General features: G+C 73.9%; 14 protein-coding genes. 8 read left to right on the top strand and 6 right to left on the bottom strand.

Going from position 1 to position 16,216, the window contains the following annotated elements; translation table 11 throughout:
- Positions 1-2: 2 nt before the first annotated feature.
- Positions 3-1,574 carry a dolichyl-phosphate-mannose--protein mannosyltransferase gene (locus HOP40_RS03940; protein ID WP_205347241.1) on the bottom strand — a complete coding sequence of 524 codons (1,572 nt, stop codon included), beginning with the start codon at positions 1,572-1,574 and terminating at the stop codon, positions 3-5.
- Between the two features lie 68 nt (positions 1,575-1,642).
- On the opposite strand from HOP40_RS03940, the gene rsmI reads away from it, so the two are divergent.
- The gene (gene rsmI, locus HOP40_RS03935; protein ID WP_172154746.1) at positions 1,643-2,506 is read left to right on the top strand and encodes a 16S rRNA (cytidine(1402)-2'-O)-methyltransferase; all 864 of its coding nucleotides are present in this window, start codon (positions 1,643-1,645) and stop codon (positions 2,504-2,506) included.
- 329 nt (positions 2,507-2,835) lie between these two features.
- Here rsmI and HOP40_RS03930 read toward each other — a convergent pair whose 3' ends face one another.
- The gene (locus HOP40_RS03930) at positions 2,836-4,029 is read right to left on the bottom strand and encodes a cation:proton antiporter (RefSeq protein ID WP_172154744.1); all 1,194 of its coding nucleotides are present in this window, start codon (positions 4,027-4,029) and stop codon (positions 2,836-2,838) included.
- Between the two features lie 3 nt (positions 4,030-4,032).
- A complete protein-coding gene (locus tag HOP40_RS03925; RefSeq protein WP_172154742.1) occupies positions 4,033-4,509 on the bottom strand; it encodes a cation:proton antiporter regulatory subunit in 477 nt (158 codons plus the stop codon).
- Between the two features lie 59 nt (positions 4,510-4,568).
- On the opposite strand from HOP40_RS03925, the gene zwf reads away from it, so the two are divergent.
- Entirely contained in the window at positions 4,569-5,945 is a 1,377-nt protein-coding gene (gene zwf / locus HOP40_RS03920) for a glucose-6-phosphate dehydrogenase (RefSeq protein WP_172154740.1), read from the top strand.
- Positions 5,946-5,979: 34 nt separating this feature from the next.
- Here zwf and HOP40_RS03915 read toward each other — a convergent pair whose 3' ends face one another.
- Positions 5,980-6,513: a CGNR zinc finger domain-containing protein gene (locus HOP40_RS03915; protein WP_172154738.1), complete on the bottom strand. Its 534-nt coding sequence runs from the start codon at positions 6,511-6,513 to the stop codon at positions 5,980-5,982.
- A 38-nt stretch (positions 6,514-6,551) separates the two neighbouring features.
- Between HOP40_RS03915 and HOP40_RS03910 the strand changes: the two genes are divergently transcribed.
- Complete coding sequence (locus HOP40_RS03910) at positions 6,552-7,580, top strand: EamA family transporter (RefSeq protein WP_172154736.1); 1,029 nt, start codon at positions 6,552-6,554, stop codon at positions 7,578-7,580.
- Here HOP40_RS03910 and HOP40_RS03905 read toward each other — a convergent pair.
- Positions 7,493-7,969, bottom strand: coding sequence for a hypothetical protein (locus HOP40_RS03905; RefSeq protein WP_172154734.1), 477 nt, complete (start codon positions 7,967-7,969; stop codon positions 7,493-7,495). The two genes, HOP40_RS03910 and HOP40_RS03905, sit on opposite strands and share 88 nt — an antisense overlap.
- A gap of 180 nt (positions 7,970-8,149) precedes the next feature.
- Here HOP40_RS03905 and HOP40_RS03900 point away from each other — a divergent pair, with 180 nt between their 5' ends.
- Positions 8,150-10,327, top strand: a complete 2,178-nt coding sequence (locus tag HOP40_RS03900) for a glutamine synthetase III family protein (RefSeq protein WP_172154732.1) — start codon at positions 8,150-8,152, stop codon at positions 10,325-10,327.
- 105 nt (positions 10,328-10,432) lie between these two features.
- Here the strand turns inward: HOP40_RS03900 and HOP40_RS03895 are convergent, their stop codons facing one another.
- Positions 10,433-10,621: a hypothetical protein gene (locus tag HOP40_RS03895; RefSeq protein ID WP_172154730.1), complete on the bottom strand. Its 189-nt coding sequence runs from the start codon at positions 10,619-10,621 to the stop codon at positions 10,433-10,435.
- A 156-nt stretch (positions 10,622-10,777) separates the two neighbouring features.
- On the opposite strand from HOP40_RS03895, the gene metG reads away from it, so the two are divergent.
- The 4 genes from metG to rsmA all read left to right on the top strand — a co-directional run bounded on the left by metG (position 10,778) and on the right by rsmA (position 16,198).
- On the top strand, positions 10,778-12,571 hold the full coding sequence (gene metG / locus HOP40_RS03890) for a methionine--tRNA ligase (RefSeq protein WP_172154728.1): 1,794 nt from the start codon (positions 10,778-10,780) through the stop codon (positions 12,569-12,571).
- A gap of 55 nt (positions 12,572-12,626) precedes the next feature.
- Positions 12,627-13,508 (top strand): TatD family hydrolase, encoded by an 882-nt coding sequence (locus HOP40_RS03885; protein ID WP_172154726.1) that lies wholly within the window; start codon positions 12,627-12,629, stop codon positions 13,506-13,508.
- Positions 13,509-13,764: 256 nt separating this feature from the next.
- Complete coding sequence (locus tag HOP40_RS36320; protein ID WP_172154724.1) at positions 13,765-15,321, top strand: resuscitation-promoting factor; 1,557 nt, start codon at positions 13,765-13,767, stop codon at positions 15,319-15,321.
- A gap of 7 nt (positions 15,322-15,328) precedes the next feature.
- Positions 15,329-16,198, top strand: a complete 870-nt coding sequence (gene rsmA, locus HOP40_RS03875; protein ID WP_172154713.1) for a 16S rRNA (adenine(1518)-N(6)/adenine(1519)-N(6))-dimethyltransferase RsmA — start codon at positions 15,329-15,331, stop codon at positions 16,196-16,198.
- Positions 16,199-16,216 lie beyond the last annotated feature (18 nt).

Raw genomic sequence — 16,216 nt, 5'->3', positions numbered from 1 at the left:
GGTCAGCTCTTGGCCCGCCACGACGGCAGCCAGAGCTGGGCGTCCCACATCTCCTGGGTGATCGGCAGGCCGTTCATGATCGGCCACATCCAGGCGAAGTTGGCGACGACGAGCCCCACCCACAGCCCGACGAGCAGCACCCCGGTCTGGCGGCGCTCGCGCGGCGCGGTCGCCCGTCCGAGCATCTCGCCCATCACGAGCACCGTGCCCAGCACCAGGAACGGCACGACGGGCGTCATGTAGAAGAAGTACATCTGGCGGTCGACGTTGAGCAGCCACGGGACGACGCCGGCGCCGTAGCCGACGAGGACGGCGGCGTAGCGCCAGTCGTGGCGCGTGACGACCCGCCAGACCGCCCAGCCGAGCACGCCGAACGCGGGCCACCAGAGAGCGGGGGTGCCGATGAGCATGACGGCGCTGATGCAGTCGTCGGTGCCGCATCCGGTGACCTGGTCGCCCGAGGCGAAGTAGTAGAGCATCGGGCGCAGCCCCATCGGCCACGACCACGGCTTCGACTCCCACGGGTGCTCGCCGCTGACGGTGGTGGTCAGGCCGGCGTGGAAGTCGAGGACCTGCCCGCTGTAGTAGGCCAGCGCGCGCAGGGCGGGCGGCAGGAACGCGGGGCCGGAGGCGGCGTAGCGGTCGATCGCGGTCTCGTTGCCGAACCAGGCCCACCAGCCCGCGAGGTAGGCGAGCACCGGGACGAGCGCGAGCGCCCACAGCGCGGGCGCGAGGTCGCGGACGACCGTGCCCTTCCACGGCCGTTCGACGCCCGCGGCGCGCCGCGCCGTGAGGTCCCACAGCACGGCGAGCACGGCGAACGCGGCCAGCCAGTACAGCCCCGACCACTTGACCGCGCAGCCCAGCCCGAGCAGCACGCCGGTGGCCAGGCGCCACCAGCGCCAGCCCAGCCGCGGACCGTAGGGGCTGTCGCCGATCCGCCCCTGCGCGACGACGAGCGCCATCCGCTCGCGGACGTCGTCGCGGTCGCGGAGCAGCGTGGCGAACGCGGCGAGCACGAACAGCGCGGCGAAGGCGTCGAGCATGCCCATGCGGGACTGCACGTGCGAGAGGCCGTCGCAGATCAGCAGGACGCCCGCGATCCCGCCGAGCAGCGTCGAGCGCGTCAGCCGCCGTGCCACCCGCACGATCAGCAGCACGGCGAGCGTGCCGGAGAACGCGGCCGCGGCGCGCCAGCCGAAGCCGTCGTAGCCGAAGAGGAACTCGCCCAGCGCGATGAGCTGCTTGCCCAGCGGCGGGTGCACGATGAGCTCGAAGCCCGGGTTGTCCTCGACGCCGCCGTTGCGCAGCATCTGCCAGGCCTGCGGCACGTAGTGCTTCTCGTCGAAGACCGGGGTGCCGCCGTCGGTGATCCGGCCCAGGTCGGTGAAGCGGACGACGAGGGCGACCAGCGCGAGGGTGATCGCGACGATCCAGCCGCGGACGGTGTCGGTCGGCGGCGGGGGACCCAGGCTCGCGGCCGACACCGGCGGCGCGGGGGCCAGCGGCGGCTCCTGGCCGAGCGGGTGGCTGCCCGGCGTCGGCTCGCGGTCGTCGACCGGCACCGTCGCCACGCGGGGCCGCACGGCCACGGAACGGTCGGTCACCCGAGCGATCGTAGGCCGCTCGTAGGGTGGGCGGCATGGCGACCGACGCAGCGGACCCCTCCGGACCCGGCGGGATGCTGCTCGTGGCGGCCACCCCGCTCGGCGACGCGCGCGACGCGTCGGCCCGCCTGGTCGACGCGATCGCCTCCGCCGACGTCGTGGCGGCGGAGGACACGCGCCGCTTCCGGTCGCTGGCCGCGGCGCTCGGCGTCACCGTGGCGGGGAAGGTGATCAGCCACTACGACGCCGTCGAGGCCGCCCGGCTGCCCGGCCTGCTCGACGACGTGCGCGGCGGGCGCACCGTCCTGCTCGTGTCCGACGCGGGGATGCCCGCGGTGTCGGACCCGGGCTACCGGCTCGTCGCCGCCGCCGCGGCCGAGGGGCTGCCGGTGACCTGCCTGCCGGGCCCCTCGGCCGTGACGACCGCGCTCGTCCTGTCCGGCCTGCCCGTCGAGCGGTTCTGCTTCGAGGGCTTCGCGCCGCGCCGCGGGGGCGAGCGGACGCGCTGGCTGCAGACCCTGGCTGCCGAGCCGCGGGCCACGGTGTTCTTCGAGTCGCCGCACCGCCTGGCCGACACCCTCGCCGCCGCCGTCACCGTCCTGGGCCCCGACCGCCGCGCCGCGGTGTGCCGGGAGCTGACGAAGAAGCACGAGGAGGTGCTGCGCGGCCCGCTCTCCGAGCTCGCCGAGTGGGCGGAGGAGGGGCCGGTGCGCGGGGAGATCACCGTCGTCCTGGCCGGCGCCGCCCCCACCGCCGCCCCGACGGTGGAGTCGCTGGTCGGCGCGGTGCAGGAGCGGGTGAACGAGGGGGAGCGGCTGAAGACGGCCGTCGCGGAGGTGGCGGAGGCGGCGGGGGTGCCGAAGCGGGAGCTGTACGCGGCGACGCTCGCCGCCCGCTGACTCCACCCGCTCTCCCGCCGAGTTTGCGGCGGAGCCCGGCGAGTTTGCCGCCCACCGCCGCGAGTTCGCGTCCCACCCCGGCGAGTTCGCCGCCCACCCCGGCGAGTTCGCCGTCGGCGCTCGAGGTGTCGGCCGATCCCGCCCGCAGCGGCTGTGCACGATCGGCGATCTCGGCGTGCGGGGCGGCAAACTCGGCGTGCGGGGCGGCAAACTCGCCGGGGGGTGGGTGGCCGACCCCGACTCGCGCGCAGTGACACCCCGACTCGCGCGCAGTGACACCCCGACTCGCGCGCAGCCACACCCCGACTCGCGGGGGTTGGGGCGCGGCGTCAGGTGCCGGCTGTCGGGACGGCGGCGGTGCGGGCCGGCACCACCACCCGCCGGGCCAGGGGTTCCACCACCCGCGCCGCCACCGGGCCGATCACGGCCATGAGCAGGACGTAGGTGGTGGCCAGGGCCGCGAGGCGGTCGTCGACCGCCGCGTAGCTCACGGCCAGCCCCGCGATGACGATCGAGAACTCCCCGCGCGCCACCAGCGCGGCGCCGGCCCGGGCGCGGCCGAGCGGGCCGATGCCCTGCCGCCGCGCCGCCCACCAGCCCGTCGCGATCTTGGTGGCCGTCGTGGACACGGCGAGGACGACGGCCCAGCCCAGCATCGGCGGGATCGTGGCCGGGTCGGTGTTGAGCCCGAAGACGACGAAGAACACCGCGGCGAACAGGTCGCGCAGCGGTTCGAGCAGCCGGGTGGCGTTCTCCGCCGTCGAGCCGCTGATCGCGATGCCGAGCAGGAACGCCCCGACCGCGGCCGAGACCTGCATCGCCTGCGCGAACCCGGCGACGAGCAGCGCCAGCCCGAGGACCTTGAGGAGGAAGACCTCGCGGTCGGGGGAGTCGACGAGCGCGGAGACGTAGCGGCCGTACCTGAGCGCCACCAGCAGCACGACGGCGAGCACGGCCACCGACACCCCGACGGCGGTGATCCCGCCTATCAGCGACACCCCGATCAGCACGGCGGTGAGGATCGGCAGGTAGACAGCCATCACGAGGTCCTCGAACACGAGGATCGACAGCACGACCGGCGTCTCCCGGTTGCCCAGGCGCCCCAGGTCGGACAGCACCTTCGCGACGATCCCGGACGACGAGATGTAGGTGACGCCGCCCAGCACGAGCGCGCCGACCGGGCCCCAGCCCAGCACCAGCGCGACCGCGACGCCGGGCGCGGCGTTGAGCACGATGTCGAGCAGGCCCGCCGTCCAGGAGCGCTTGAGCCCGGTGACGAGCTCGGCCGCGGAGTACTCCAGCCCGAGCAGCAGGAGCAGCAGCACGACGCCGACCTCGCCGGCCAGCGTCGTGAAGTCCTCGATGCCGCCCAGCGGGATGATGCCGCCGGTGCCGAACGCGAGCCCGCCGATCAGGTACAGCGGGATCGGGGAGAGGCCGATCCGCCCGGCGAGGCGGCCCAGGAGCCCGAGCCCGAAGAAGACGGCCCCCAGTTCGAGCAGTTCCAGGGCGGTGCCTTCCACGCGTCAGCCCTTCTTCAGGATCGCGACGGCGTTGTCGAGCCCTTCGGTCGTGCCGACGGTGACCATGAGGTCGCCGGCGGTCAGGGTGAAGTCCGGGGTGGGCGAGGGGTGGACCTGGCCCGCGCGCATCACCGCGACGACGGACACTCCGGTGCGCGTGCGCAGGGCGGTGTCGCCCAGCGTGCGCCCGTCGAACGGGGGGCCGACCGGGATCTGCCGGGTGTGCAGCCCGGGCAGCTCCCGCTGCTCGTCGGTGAGCTGGGCGACGAGCTGCGGCGCGCCGAGCAGGTTGGCCAGCGCACCGGCCTCGTCGGTGGTGAGCGGCAGCTCGGCGAGGCAGGCGTCCGGGTCGTCGCTCTTGGAGATGATGAGCTCGATCTTGCCGTCGCGGTGCGTGACGACGCCGACGCGCCGTCCACCGCGCAGCGCGAAGTCCTTGCGCACCCCGATCCCCGGTAGCGGGGTCACCTCGACGTTCATGTGTCCACGGTAACCGGGCGGGGCGGTTGCCCCGACGGTCGACCGGGGTACAGGACGCCATGACGTCCCCCCACGTCCTCGTCCTGTTCGGAGCCTCGGGCGACCTGGCGAAGCGCAAGCTGTTCCCCGGCCTGTTCCGCCTGCACACCGCGGGGCTGCTGCCCGACGTCCGGATCATCGGCACGGGCCGGCACTCGCCGGGCACGGACGAGGAGTTCCGCGCCTCCGTCGAGCCCGAGGGGGCCGGGGAGAAGTGGGCGGAGTTCGCGTCCGGCATCCGGTTCGTCGTGTCCTCCGCCGACGACGGCGACGACCTCGCGGCCGCGGTGGCCGATGCCGAGGAGGAGCTCGGTGACGGGGTGCGCCGGCTGCTCTACCTCTCCGTGCCGCCGTCGGCGATGGAGCCGATGATCGCGATGCTCGACTCCACGGGCTTGGCCGAGCGCGCCCACCTGGTCCTGGAGAAGCCGTTCGGCAGCGACCTCGACTCGGCGCGCTCGCTCAACAGGGCGGTGCTGGGGACGTTCGCCGAGGACGACGTGTTCCGGATCGACCACTTCCTGGGCAAGGAGGCGGTGCAGAACATCCTCGCGCTGCGGTTCGGCAACGGGCTGATGGAGCCGGTCTGGAACGCCGATCACATCGCCTACGTGCAGATCGACGTGCCCGAGGAGATCGGGATCGAGGGCCGGGCGTCGTTCATGGAGTCGACGGGGACCTTCCGCGACATGATCTCCACCCACCTGTTCCAGCTGCTGGGCTTCGTCGCGCTGGAGCCGCCGGTCGTGCTCGACGCCGACTCGCTGCACGAGGAGAAGGCCAAGGTCTTCCGCGCGGTCCGCCCGCTCGACCCCGGCCGCGTCGTGTTCGGCCAGTACGAGGGCTACCGCGACGAGGACGGCGTTGACGACGCGTCGACCGTGGAGACGTTCGTCGCGATCGAGACCTTCGTCGACAACTGGCGCTGGAAGGGCGTGCCGTTCCTGCTGCGGACGGGCAAGTGCCTGGGCGCCACCCGCCGGACGATCACGCTCGGCTTCCGCGAGCCGCCGCTCGCGATGTTCCCCGGCGAGGCCGACGGCGCCCCCAACGAGCTGGTGCTGGAGCTGACCGACGAGCCGCGGATCACCCTCGACATCCGCGCGAAGAAGCCCGGGCCCGAGCTCGCGCTGGAGCACCACAGCCTGCAGCTGTCCTTCGGCGGCGAGAACTCGCTGGAGGCCTACGAGAAGCTGCTGCTCGACGCGATCGCGGGCGACCACACGCTGTTCACCAGCACCCGCGAGGTGGAGCGGCTGTGGGAGCTGTGCGACCCGGTGCTCGCCGACCCGCCGCCCGCGCGCCCCTACGCGCAGGGGTCGTGGGGCCCGCGGGAGGCGCTGGACCTGGCCGGCGAGCGCGGCTGGCGCCTGCCGGAACGACCCGACTGTCCCTGATCGGCACCGCGCTCGACCCGGACCGGGCGCCGGGCTAGCCCGAGCGGCGGGCGCGGTAGGCCGCGGCCGCCATGCGGTTGCCGCAGGCGGTGCTGCAGAAGCGGCGGGAGCGGTTGCGGGAGAGGTCGACGACCACGCCGCCGCAGGTGTCGTCGGCGCAGATCGACAGGCGGCCCATCTCGTCGGCGCGGATCACGTCGATCATCGCCATGGCCGTCTCCACGGCGATCCGGTCGGCCAGCGGGGCGTCGGGGTCGGTGGGGTGCAGGTGGTAGTCCCAGCCGTCGTGGCGCAGGAGCCGGGGCCGGACCTCGTGCTCGGCGAGCATCCGGTTGACGATCCGCACCGCGGTGTCGCGGTCGCTGGTGAGCAGCTCGCGCAGCGGCCCGCGCAGGTCCCGGACGGCGGCGAGCTCGGCGGCGTCACGGGCGTGGGCACCGGTGTAGCCGATGTCGGCGTAGAACGCGTCGAGCTCCGCGACCGTCGTCAGCGTGTCGGGCTCCAGCGCGGAGTTCGCGAGCACGGCCGCGGCCAGCAGCGACATGTCCGTGTCATGGTTGAACACCACGTTGACACCTTATGCCCCGCTGTCTAGCGTCATGACTCATGAGTGTGATGACACATGACGGCGCCCGGTTGACGTCGGGGTTCGGGCTGGCCGTGGTGTCGGCGGCGTCCTTCGGGCTGTCCGGGTCACTGGCCCGCGGCCTGATGGACGCCGGGTGGTCGGCGGCCGCGGCCGTGGCGGTCCGGGTGCTGCTGGCGGCGGTCGTGCTCCTGCCGGTCGCGGCGGTGGCGCTGCGCGGGCGGTGGGGCCTGCTGCGCCGCCACCTCCCGCTCGTCGGGGCGTTCGGGCTGCTCGCCGTGGCCGGCTGCCAGCTCGCGTACTTCAACGCGGTGGCGCACATGGAGGTCGGGGTGGCGCTGCTCATCGAGTACACCGCCCCCGTCGCCGTCGTGCTGTGGCTGTGGGCGCGCCGCGCGCAGCGGCCCGGCCGCCTCACCGCGCTGGGTGCCGTGCTCGGCGCCGCCGGACTGGTCCTGGTGCTCGACGTGCTGTCGGGCGCCGACGTGAGCGTGGTCGGCGTGCTGTGGGCGCTCGGGGCGATGCTCGGCGCGGCGTCGTACTTCGTGCTCTCCTCGCGCGACACCGACGGGCTCCCCGCCGTCGTGCTGGCCGCGGGCGGCCTGCTCGTCGGGGGGCTGGGGCTGCTGCTGGCCGGCGCGGTGGGCGTCGTGCCGTTCGCGGTGTCGGACGCGCCGGTGGCGTTCGACGGGTTCGTCGTCGCGTGGTGGGTGCCGGTGCTCGCGCTCGGGCTCGTCACCGCGGCGCTCGCCTACGTCAGCGGCATCGCCGCGATCCGCGTCCTGGGCTCCCGGCTGGCGTCGTTCGTGGCGCTGGGGGAGGTGCTCGCCGCGCTGGGCTTCGCGTGGGTGCTGCTGGCGCAGAGCCCGTCGGGCGTCCAGCTCGTCGGCGGGGCGCTGATCCTGGCCGGGGTCGTGGTGGTGCGGGCGGGGGAGCCGCGGGTGGTGGCTCCCGCGGTGCCTCAGGTCGCCGGCCGCGCCCGCGGGGCCGGTGCGCGGGGAGCGGCGCGGGACGAGCACCAGGCGAGCGACTCGGTCTCGTCGAAGTAGAGGTGGCGCCGGTCGCGGTGCACCGCGGCGGGGTGGCGGGTGGTGGCGCGCCGGGCGTAGAGGTCGGCCAGGACCGACTCCGACAGCCCCGACAGGCGGGCGAGCTCGGCGCGCGAGACGAGCGAGCGGCCGTTGCGCACGACCCGGTCCGGCGGCGGCCCGGGGTGCAGCTGGGTGCGGACCCAGGCCAGCAGCAGGGCCTCGTCGAAGTAGAGGCGGCGCCCGACGGCGGCGACCGGCGGCGGGTGGCCGTTGCGGTCGCGGTCGCGGTACCAGGCGTCGCCGGTGGAGTGCGGGACCCCGGTGCGCCGCAGCAGGTCGGCCCGCGTCGTCACCATCCGACCCAGGTGGATGCGACGCTCGGGGGACGGCCGCGGGGGTGACGACACGGGCCCGAGCGTAGGACCGGAACGGGCGCCGCCCCGGCCCGTCCGGAGAACGGCACCGGGATGTCACACGGAGCGCCACAGCGTCACCGGACCGAAACACCCCCGGCACGCCGCCTTCGTAGCGTCACCCGGTCGGGTGGTCCACCCGGCGCGTGCGCAGTGCTGGCGAGAGGTCGGAACATGAGTGGCAACACCGTTCGTCTGCAGGCGATCTCGGCCGTGGAGGCGCACGTCCCCCCGACGATCGGGTGGGCCGGGGCCGAGGCGCCGGGCGAGGTCTTCGGCGAGAACGTCTTCAATAAGGCCGTGATGCAGAAGCGGCTGCCGAAGTCGGTGTTCAAGTCGGTGATGGCGACCATCGAGCGGGGGGTCGCGCTCGACCCGCTCGTCGCCGATGCCGTCGCGTCCGCCATGAAGGACTGGGCCCTGGAGAAGGGCGCCACCCACTACGCGCACGTGTTCTACCCGCTGACCGGGCTCACCGCGGAGAAGCACGACAGCTTCCTCGAACCCGTCTCCGACGGCTCGGCGCTCGCCGAGTTCGCCGGGAAGACGCTGATCCAGGGCGAGCCGGACGCGTCGAGCTTCCCCAGCGGCGGGCTGCGCAACACCTTCGAGGCCCGCGGCTACACCGGCTGGGACGTCACGAGCCCCGCCTACGTGCTGGAGAACCCCAGCGGCAACACGCTGTGCATCCCGACGGTGTTCGTGTCGATGACCGGCGAGGCGCTGGACCACAAGACCCCGCTGCTGCGCTCGCAGCAGGCGATGGGCGCGCAGGCCGAGCGGGTGCTGACGCTGTTCGGGCACACCGACCCGGGCCACATCGTGTCGTTCTGCGGGCCCGAGCAGGAGTACTTCCTCGTCGACCGGCACTTCTTCCTCGCCCGGCCCGACCTGCTCAACGCCGGCCGGACGCTGTTCGGCGCGAAGCCGCCCAAGGGCCAGGAGTTCGACGACCACTACTTCGGCGCCATCCCCGAGCGCGTCCTCGGCTTCATGATGGACACCGAGCGGGAGCTGTTCAAGCTCGGCATCCCGGCGAAGACGCGGCACAACGAGGTCGCGCCCGGGCAGTTCGAGATCGCGCCGATGTTCGAGCGCGCCAACGTCGCGGCCGACCACCAGCAGCTGCTGATGACCACGCTCAAGACGATCGCGAAGAAGCACGGCATGGAGTGCCTGTTCCACGAGAAGCCGTTCGAGGGCGTCAACGGCTCGGGCAAGCACGTCAACTTCTCCCTGGGCAACGCCGAGCTCGGCAGCCTTCTCGTGCCCGGCGACACCCCGCACGAGAACGCGCAGTTCCTGGTGTTCTGCGCCGCGGTCATCCGCGCCGTGCACCGCTACGCGGGCCTGCTGCGGGCGTCGGTGGCGTCGGCGACGAACGACCACCGCCTCGGCGCCAACGAGGCGCCCCCGGCCATCATCTCGATCTTCCTGGGCGACCAGCTCGCCGACGTGTTCGAGCAGATCGCGAAGGGCCGCGCGACGTCGTCGAAGAGCCGGGGGTCGATGGTGATCGGCGTCGACACGCTGCCGGTCCTGCCCACCGACCCGGGCGACCGCAACCGCACCAGCCCGTTCGCCTTCACCGGCAACCGGTTCGAGTTCCGCGCGCCGGGCTCGCTGCAGACCGTCGCCGTCCCGATGGTCACGATCAACACGATCATGGCCGAGGCGCTGGACCACTGCGCCACCGAGCTGGAGACGGCCGTCGCGGCGGGCACCGACTTCGACACCGCCGTGCAGGACCTGCTCACCGAGATCATCGCGACGCACGGCGCCGTGGTGTTCAACGGCGACGGCTACTCCGACAAGTGGCAGGTCGAGGCGGCGGAGCGGGGGCTGCCGAACCTGCGCACCACGCTCGACGCGCTGCCCGAGCTGATCTCGGAGCCGGCGATGGAGCTGTTCGAGAAGTACGGCGTGTTCAACCACCGGGAGATGCACAGCCGCTACGAGGTCGGCCTGGAGCAGTACGCGCTGACGATCGGCGTCGAGGCCCGCCTGACCCTCGAGCTCGGCTCGACGTCGGTCCTGCCGGCGGCGGTCCGCCACCAGACGGAGGCGGCGGTGAACCTGGGCGCGCTGAAGTCGGCCGGGATCGACGCCGACGCGGCGCCCCTGGCGGAGCTGACGGGCACGGTCACCGACCTGCGCACCGCGCTGGGCGCGCTGCGGGCGGCCCTGACCACCGAGCCTGCCGAGACCGCGCTCGGGGAGGCCGAGCACGCCCGCGACGAGCTCCTGCCGGCGATGGCGGCGGTGCGCGCCGCGGCCGACGTGCTGGAGGGCGTGGTGGCCGACGACCTGTGGCCGCTGCCCACCTACCAGGAGATGCTCTTCATCCTCTGAGCCCGACTCGCGCACCACGAGACCCCGACTCGCGGGGGTTCCCCCGGAAAGCCCGCGAGTCGGGGTCTCGTTGCGACCGTGTCGGGGTCGCCGGACGTGCGGCCGTCAGTCCGGCGCGGCCAGCTCGGTCAGCCGGCGCTCGAGGAAGGGCGGCCCGGGCGTGACGCCCGGCGTCCGGTTGAGCGCCTCGTCGTCGGCGTGGACCTGCTTCTGCTCGTCCTCGGACAGCGCCGCCCACTCCGCGGAGCCGGGCAGCGGCGTCGAGCCCTGGAAGATCAGCATCACGTACTCCACGGGGTCCTCCTCGCTGGATGGCCCCAGTAAGGCGAACGGCGGGCGAGGGGATCGACGGGCCGGGCCGAGGAGTTCCGGGCCGAGCAGTCCGGTGCCGGGCGCGCGAGTGCCCGACCTCGCGGGGGCGCGAACGCGGGGCGGCATACGCTGGTCACCATGAGTTCCTCCGTGCTGACCGCCGTGGCCTGGCCGTACGCCAACGGCCCGCGGCACATCGGTCACGTCTCCGGCTTCGGTGTGCCCTCCGACGTGTTCTCGCGCTACCGGCGGATGGTCGGCGACGACGTGCTGATGGTCAGCGGCACCGACGAGCACGGCACGCCGATCCAGGTGCAGGCCGACGCCGAGGGGCTCACGCCGCGCCAGCTCGCCGACAAGTACAACCGTGTGATCGTCGACGACCTGCAGGGACTGGGCCTGTCCTACGACCTGTTCACCCGCACCACCACGAGCACCCACTACGAGGTCGTGCAGGACCTGTTCCTGGCGCTGCACAAGAACGGCTACGTGTTCACGAGGTCGGCGATGGGCGCGATCAGCCCGTCGACCGGCCGCACGCTGCCCGACCGCTACGTCGAGGGCACCTGCCCGATCTGCGGCTACGAGCACGCGCGCGGCGACCAGTGCGACAACTGCGGCAACCAGCTCGACCCGGCCGACCTCAAGAACCCGCGGTCGAAGATCAACGGTGAGACGCCGCTGTTCGTCGAGACCGAGCACTTCTTCCTCGACCTGCCGGCGTTCGCCGACTCGCTGGGCTCGTGGCTGTCCACGCGCACCGACTGGCGTCCCAACGTCCTCAAGTTCGCGACGAACCTCGCCAACGACCTCAAGCCGCGCGCGATCACCCGCGACCTGGACTGGGGCGTCCCGGTGCCGCTCGACGGCTGGCGCGAGAACGGGATGAAGCGGCTCTACGTCTGGTTCGACGCCGTGATCGGGTACCTGTCGGCCTCGGTGGAGTGGGCGCGCCGCGGGCCCGACCCCGACGCCTGGAAGAAGTGGTGGACCGACCCGTCGGCCGAGGCCTACTACTTCATGGGCAAGGACAACATCGTCTTCCACTCCATCATCTGGCCGGCGCTGCTGCTCGGCCAGAACGGGGCGGGCGACCGGGGCGGCTCGCCGGGCGCCTTCGGCACGCTGAACCTGCCCAGCGAGGTCGTGTCGTCGGAGTTCCTGACGATGAGCGGCTCGAAGTTCTCCACCAGCCGCGGCACCGTCATCTACGTGACGGACTTCCTGAAGCAGTTCGGGCCCGACGCGCTGCGCTACTTCATCGCCGTCGCCGGGCCGGAGAACCAGGACACCGACTTCACCTGGGACGAGTTCGTGCGCCGCACCAACTTCGAGCTGGCCAACGAGTGGGGCAACCTCGTCAACCGCTCCATCTCCATGGCGCACAAGAACGTCGGCGCGATCCCGAAGCCGACGGCCCCGACCGACGCCGACGCCGAGCTGCTCGCCGCGGCGCGGGCCGGCTTCGACACCGTCGGCGGGCTGCTCGCGCGCAACCGGTTCAAGCAGGCCTCGGGCGAGGCGATGCGGATCGTCACGCTGGCCAACCGGTACCTGAGCGACCAGGAGCCCTGGAAGCGCAAGGACGACCCCGACCGGCGCGACACGATCCTGCACACCGCGCTGCAGGTCGTGCAGGACGCCAACACGCTGCTCACGCCGTTCCTGCCGCACTCCGCGCAGCAGGTGCACGAGGCGCTGGGCGGCAGCGGGGTGTGGGCGGCGCAGCCGGAGGTGCGGGAGGTCGAGGAGCTCGGCGAGGGCCCGGCGTACCCGGTGCTCACCGGCGACTACGCGAGCGAGCAGGCGCGCTGGGGCAGCACGCCGATCGAGATCGGCCGGCCGCTGGGCAAGCCGAGCCCGCTGTTCGCGAAGCTCGACCCGGAGCTGGGCGAGATCGGGCCGGAGTGGGCCCCGATCGTCCACCCGTGAGTGGATACGAGTGCTCCAGCACCGATAACCACTCACGGGCGCCGGAGGCGCAACTTTGAGCGGGCACGGGCGGCGGGCGGCGCCGGAGCCGCCCGAGCCGCTCGGCGTCCCGACCGTCGACTCCCACACCCACCTCGACGCCTGCGGCTGCGTCACGGCCGAGGACGTGCGGGCGGCGATGGACCGCGCCGAGGCCGTGAACGTCACGCGCGCGGTGACGATCGCCGACGACCTCGACGGCGCCCGGTTCGCCGTCCGCGCCGCCCACTGGGACGAGCGCGTCGCCGCCGCCGTGGCGCTGCACCCCACGCGGACCGCCGCCGTCTCCGAGGCCGAGCGCGCCGAGATCGAGGCGCTGGCGCGCGACCCGCGCGTCGTCGCGGTGGGGGAGACGGGGCTCGACCACTACTGGCAGTACTCCCCGCACGACGCCCAGGAGCGCGAGTTCCGCTGGCACATCGACCTGGCCAAGCGCCTGGCCAAGCCGCTGATGATCCACGACCGCGACGCGCACGCCGACGTCCTGCGCGTGCTGCGCGAGGAGGGCGCCCCGGAGACGGTGGTGTTCCACTGCTTCTCCGGTGACGCGGCGATGGCGCGCGAGTGCGTCGACGCCGGGTACGTGCTGTCCTTCGCCGGGCCCGTGACGTTCAAGAACAGCCGCGACCTGCAGGAGGCGGCGGTGCTGGTGCCCGAGGACGGGTTCCTCGTGGAGACCGACGCACCCTTCCTCACGCCGCACCCGCACCGCGGGCGCGCGAACGAGCCGTTCTGCCTGCCCTGGACGGTGCGCGGGATCGCGGCCCTGCGCAGTGTCACAGCCGAGGACGTCGCCGACGCCGCCCGGCGCAACGCCGAGCGGGTGTTCCGGTTCGCTGAGCTGCCATCCACCGCGCCCAGCGGCACGCCCGGCGTAGACGGCGCTCGTTCGGCGTAGCGGAGCGGCCACTCGGCGCTCACGGTGTGTCGCGAGCCGGTCCGTTCGCTCACCGCCCGTTACGGTTCCGTGATCGCTCAACCGGGGTGGGGAACGCTCCCCAGCACAGCGGTCGCGGTGGTCCGAGGCGCTCCCCCAGCACGTCGCCCTCGGACCACCGCGGCCGGTGACTCCTCCCCTGCCCGGGTCCGTCGAGGTCAGGATCGGTGTGGTCGACGTATCCGCGCGCGCGCGACGCCGTGCCGCACTCGCCCGCGTGGGCGAGTTCGTGCCCCCCGAGTCGGTGTCCGTCGGGCACCCCGGCTCGCGCCCCCTCGACGACGACGGCTGGTTCGGCACCGCGGAGGTCTTCCCGGAGCCGTCGGCCGTCCCCGAGATCGAGAACGCGCCGGTCATCGGCCGTCCGGTCCGGATGCGCCTGCTCGGCATCCCGGAGATCGAGCCGCTGCCCCCGACCGGCCCGATCACGGTCGTCCGGGACGACCAGCGCCCCGAGGAGCTCACCGGGCCGATGGCCCCGCTCCTGATCGACGAGGGACTGACCGGGCCGCTCACGGGGGTCGAGGCGCCCGCTCCCGAGGCCCCGGCCGAGAGCGACGAGCCGCACACCGAGCAGTTCGCCGCGGTCGTGGTGGAGGAGCCGGAGGTCGCTCCCGAGGCCGCCCCGGCGCCCGCCCTCCCCGCCCCCCGCCGCGCCCGCACGGCCCGCGTCGGCGTCCGCGCCACGGTGCTGGCCGTCCTGCTCGCCCTCCTCGGCGGCGGGGCGAGCGCGCTGGCCATGGACAAGGCCGTCGTGCTCTCGGTCGACGGCCAGGAGCGCACGCTCCACACGTTCGCCGGTGACGTCGCCGGCGCGCTGGCCGCCGCCGGCATGGTCCCGAGCCCGCAGGACCGCGTGCAGCCCGCGCTGCCCACCGACGTCGCCGACGGCGACTACATCATCGTCAACCGCGCCCGCCCGCTCACCCTCGTCGAGGGCGGCCAGGAGCGGCAGGTCTGGACGACGGCCGCGTCCGTGCAGGAGGCGCTGTCGAGCCTCGGCATGGAGGCCGCGCCGATCCAGATGTCGACCTCCCCGGACGCGACGATCCCGCTCTCGGGCCTCGCGCTGGAGCTCAACATCCCGCGCACCGTGTCGCTGGCCGACGGGCCCGCCGCGCAGGTCCCCGTCACGACCTCGGCCGGCACGGTCGCCGGCCTGCTCGCCGAGCAGGGCGTCACGCTCGGCCCCGACGACGTCGCCGTCCCCAGCCCCGACACCGTCCTCACCGACGGCACCGCGGTCCAGATCGTGCGCAACGGCGAGGGCGAGGTCATCGAGACCCGCACCATCGCGCCGCCCGAGGAGGTCGTCGAGGACCCGGAGATGCCGCGCGGCGAGCGCGAGGTCGTCGACCCCGGCCGCCCGGGCGAGCAGACCGCCGTCGTCCGCGTCTTCGTGCAGAACGGCCAGGAGGTGCGCCGCGTGCAGGTGCGCGCCGGGTCGACGACGCCGCCGTCGCCGCGGATCGTGCGGGTCGGCACCAACGACGACGTCCCGCAGGCCCCGGCCGTGTCCGACGGCGGTGTCTGGGACCGGCTCGTGCAGTGCGAGGCCACCGGCAACTGGGCGATCAACACCGGCAACGGCTACTACGGCGGCCTGCAGTTCGACCGCTCCACCTGGAACGCCTACGGCGGCGACGAGTACGCCGACCTGCCGCACCAGGCCAGCCGCGAGGAGCAGATCGCGATCGCCACCAAGGTCCGCGACGACCGCGGCGGTTACGGCGCCTGGCCCGCCTGCTCGCGCAAGCTCGGCCTGCCCCGATGATGGGGCAGTGACCGACGGGGCAGCGACGCACGGGGCAGCGACCGGACCCTCCCGACTGCTCGGCCCCGCGGAGGTGCGGGCCCTCGCCGACGAGCTGGGGGTCCGACCCACCAAGAAGCTCGGGCAGAACTTCGTGCACGACCCCAACACGGTGCGCCGCATCGTGAAGGCGGCCGAGCTCGCGCCCGACGACGTGGTGGTGGAGGTCGGTCCCGGGCTCGGGTCGCTGACGCTCGCGCTGCTGCCCGCCGTCGCGGGGGTGCACGCCGTGGAGATCGACCCGGTGCTCGCCGCGCGCCTGCCCGCGACCGTCGCCGACCGCGCCCCGACGCTGGCCGACCGGCTCACCGTGGTCACCGCCGACGCGCTGCGGGTCGGGGCGGAGCAGCTGCCGGGTGCCACGGCGCTGGTCGCGAACCTGCCCTACAACGTGGGCGTGCCCGTGGTGCTGCACCTGCTCGCCGAGCTGCCCGCGCTGCGCCGCGGACTGGTGATGGTGCAGTCGGAGGTGGCCGAGCGCCTCGCCGCCGGGCCGGGCAGCCGGGCGTACGGGGTGCCCAGCGCGAAGCTCGCCTGGTTCGCCGCCGCCCGCCGCGCGGGGCCCGTGCCGCGCGCGGTGTTCTGGCCGGTGCCCGGCGTCGACTCCGGGCTGCTCGCCTTCGACCGCCGCGACCCCCCGCCCGGCGACCGCGTCGCCGTGTTCGCGCTGATCGACGCGGCGTTCGCGCAGCGGCGCAAGGCGCTGCGCAGCGCGCTCGCCGGCTGGGCCGGGTCGCCCGCGGCCGCCGAGGAGGCGCTGCGCGCGGCCGGGATCGACCCGATGACGCGCGCCGAGCGCCTGGGCATCGAGGATTTCGCCCGCCTCGCCGCCGTCTGACCGGATCGTCCCCGCGCC

Source organism: Pseudonocardia broussonetiae (assembly GCF_013155125.1).
GTDB lineage: Bacteria > Actinomycetota > Actinomycetes > Mycobacteriales > Pseudonocardiaceae > Pseudonocardia > Pseudonocardia broussonetiae.
Note: the sequence above shows the minus strand (reverse complement) of the source record. Positions and strands in the feature narration are given on the sequence as shown.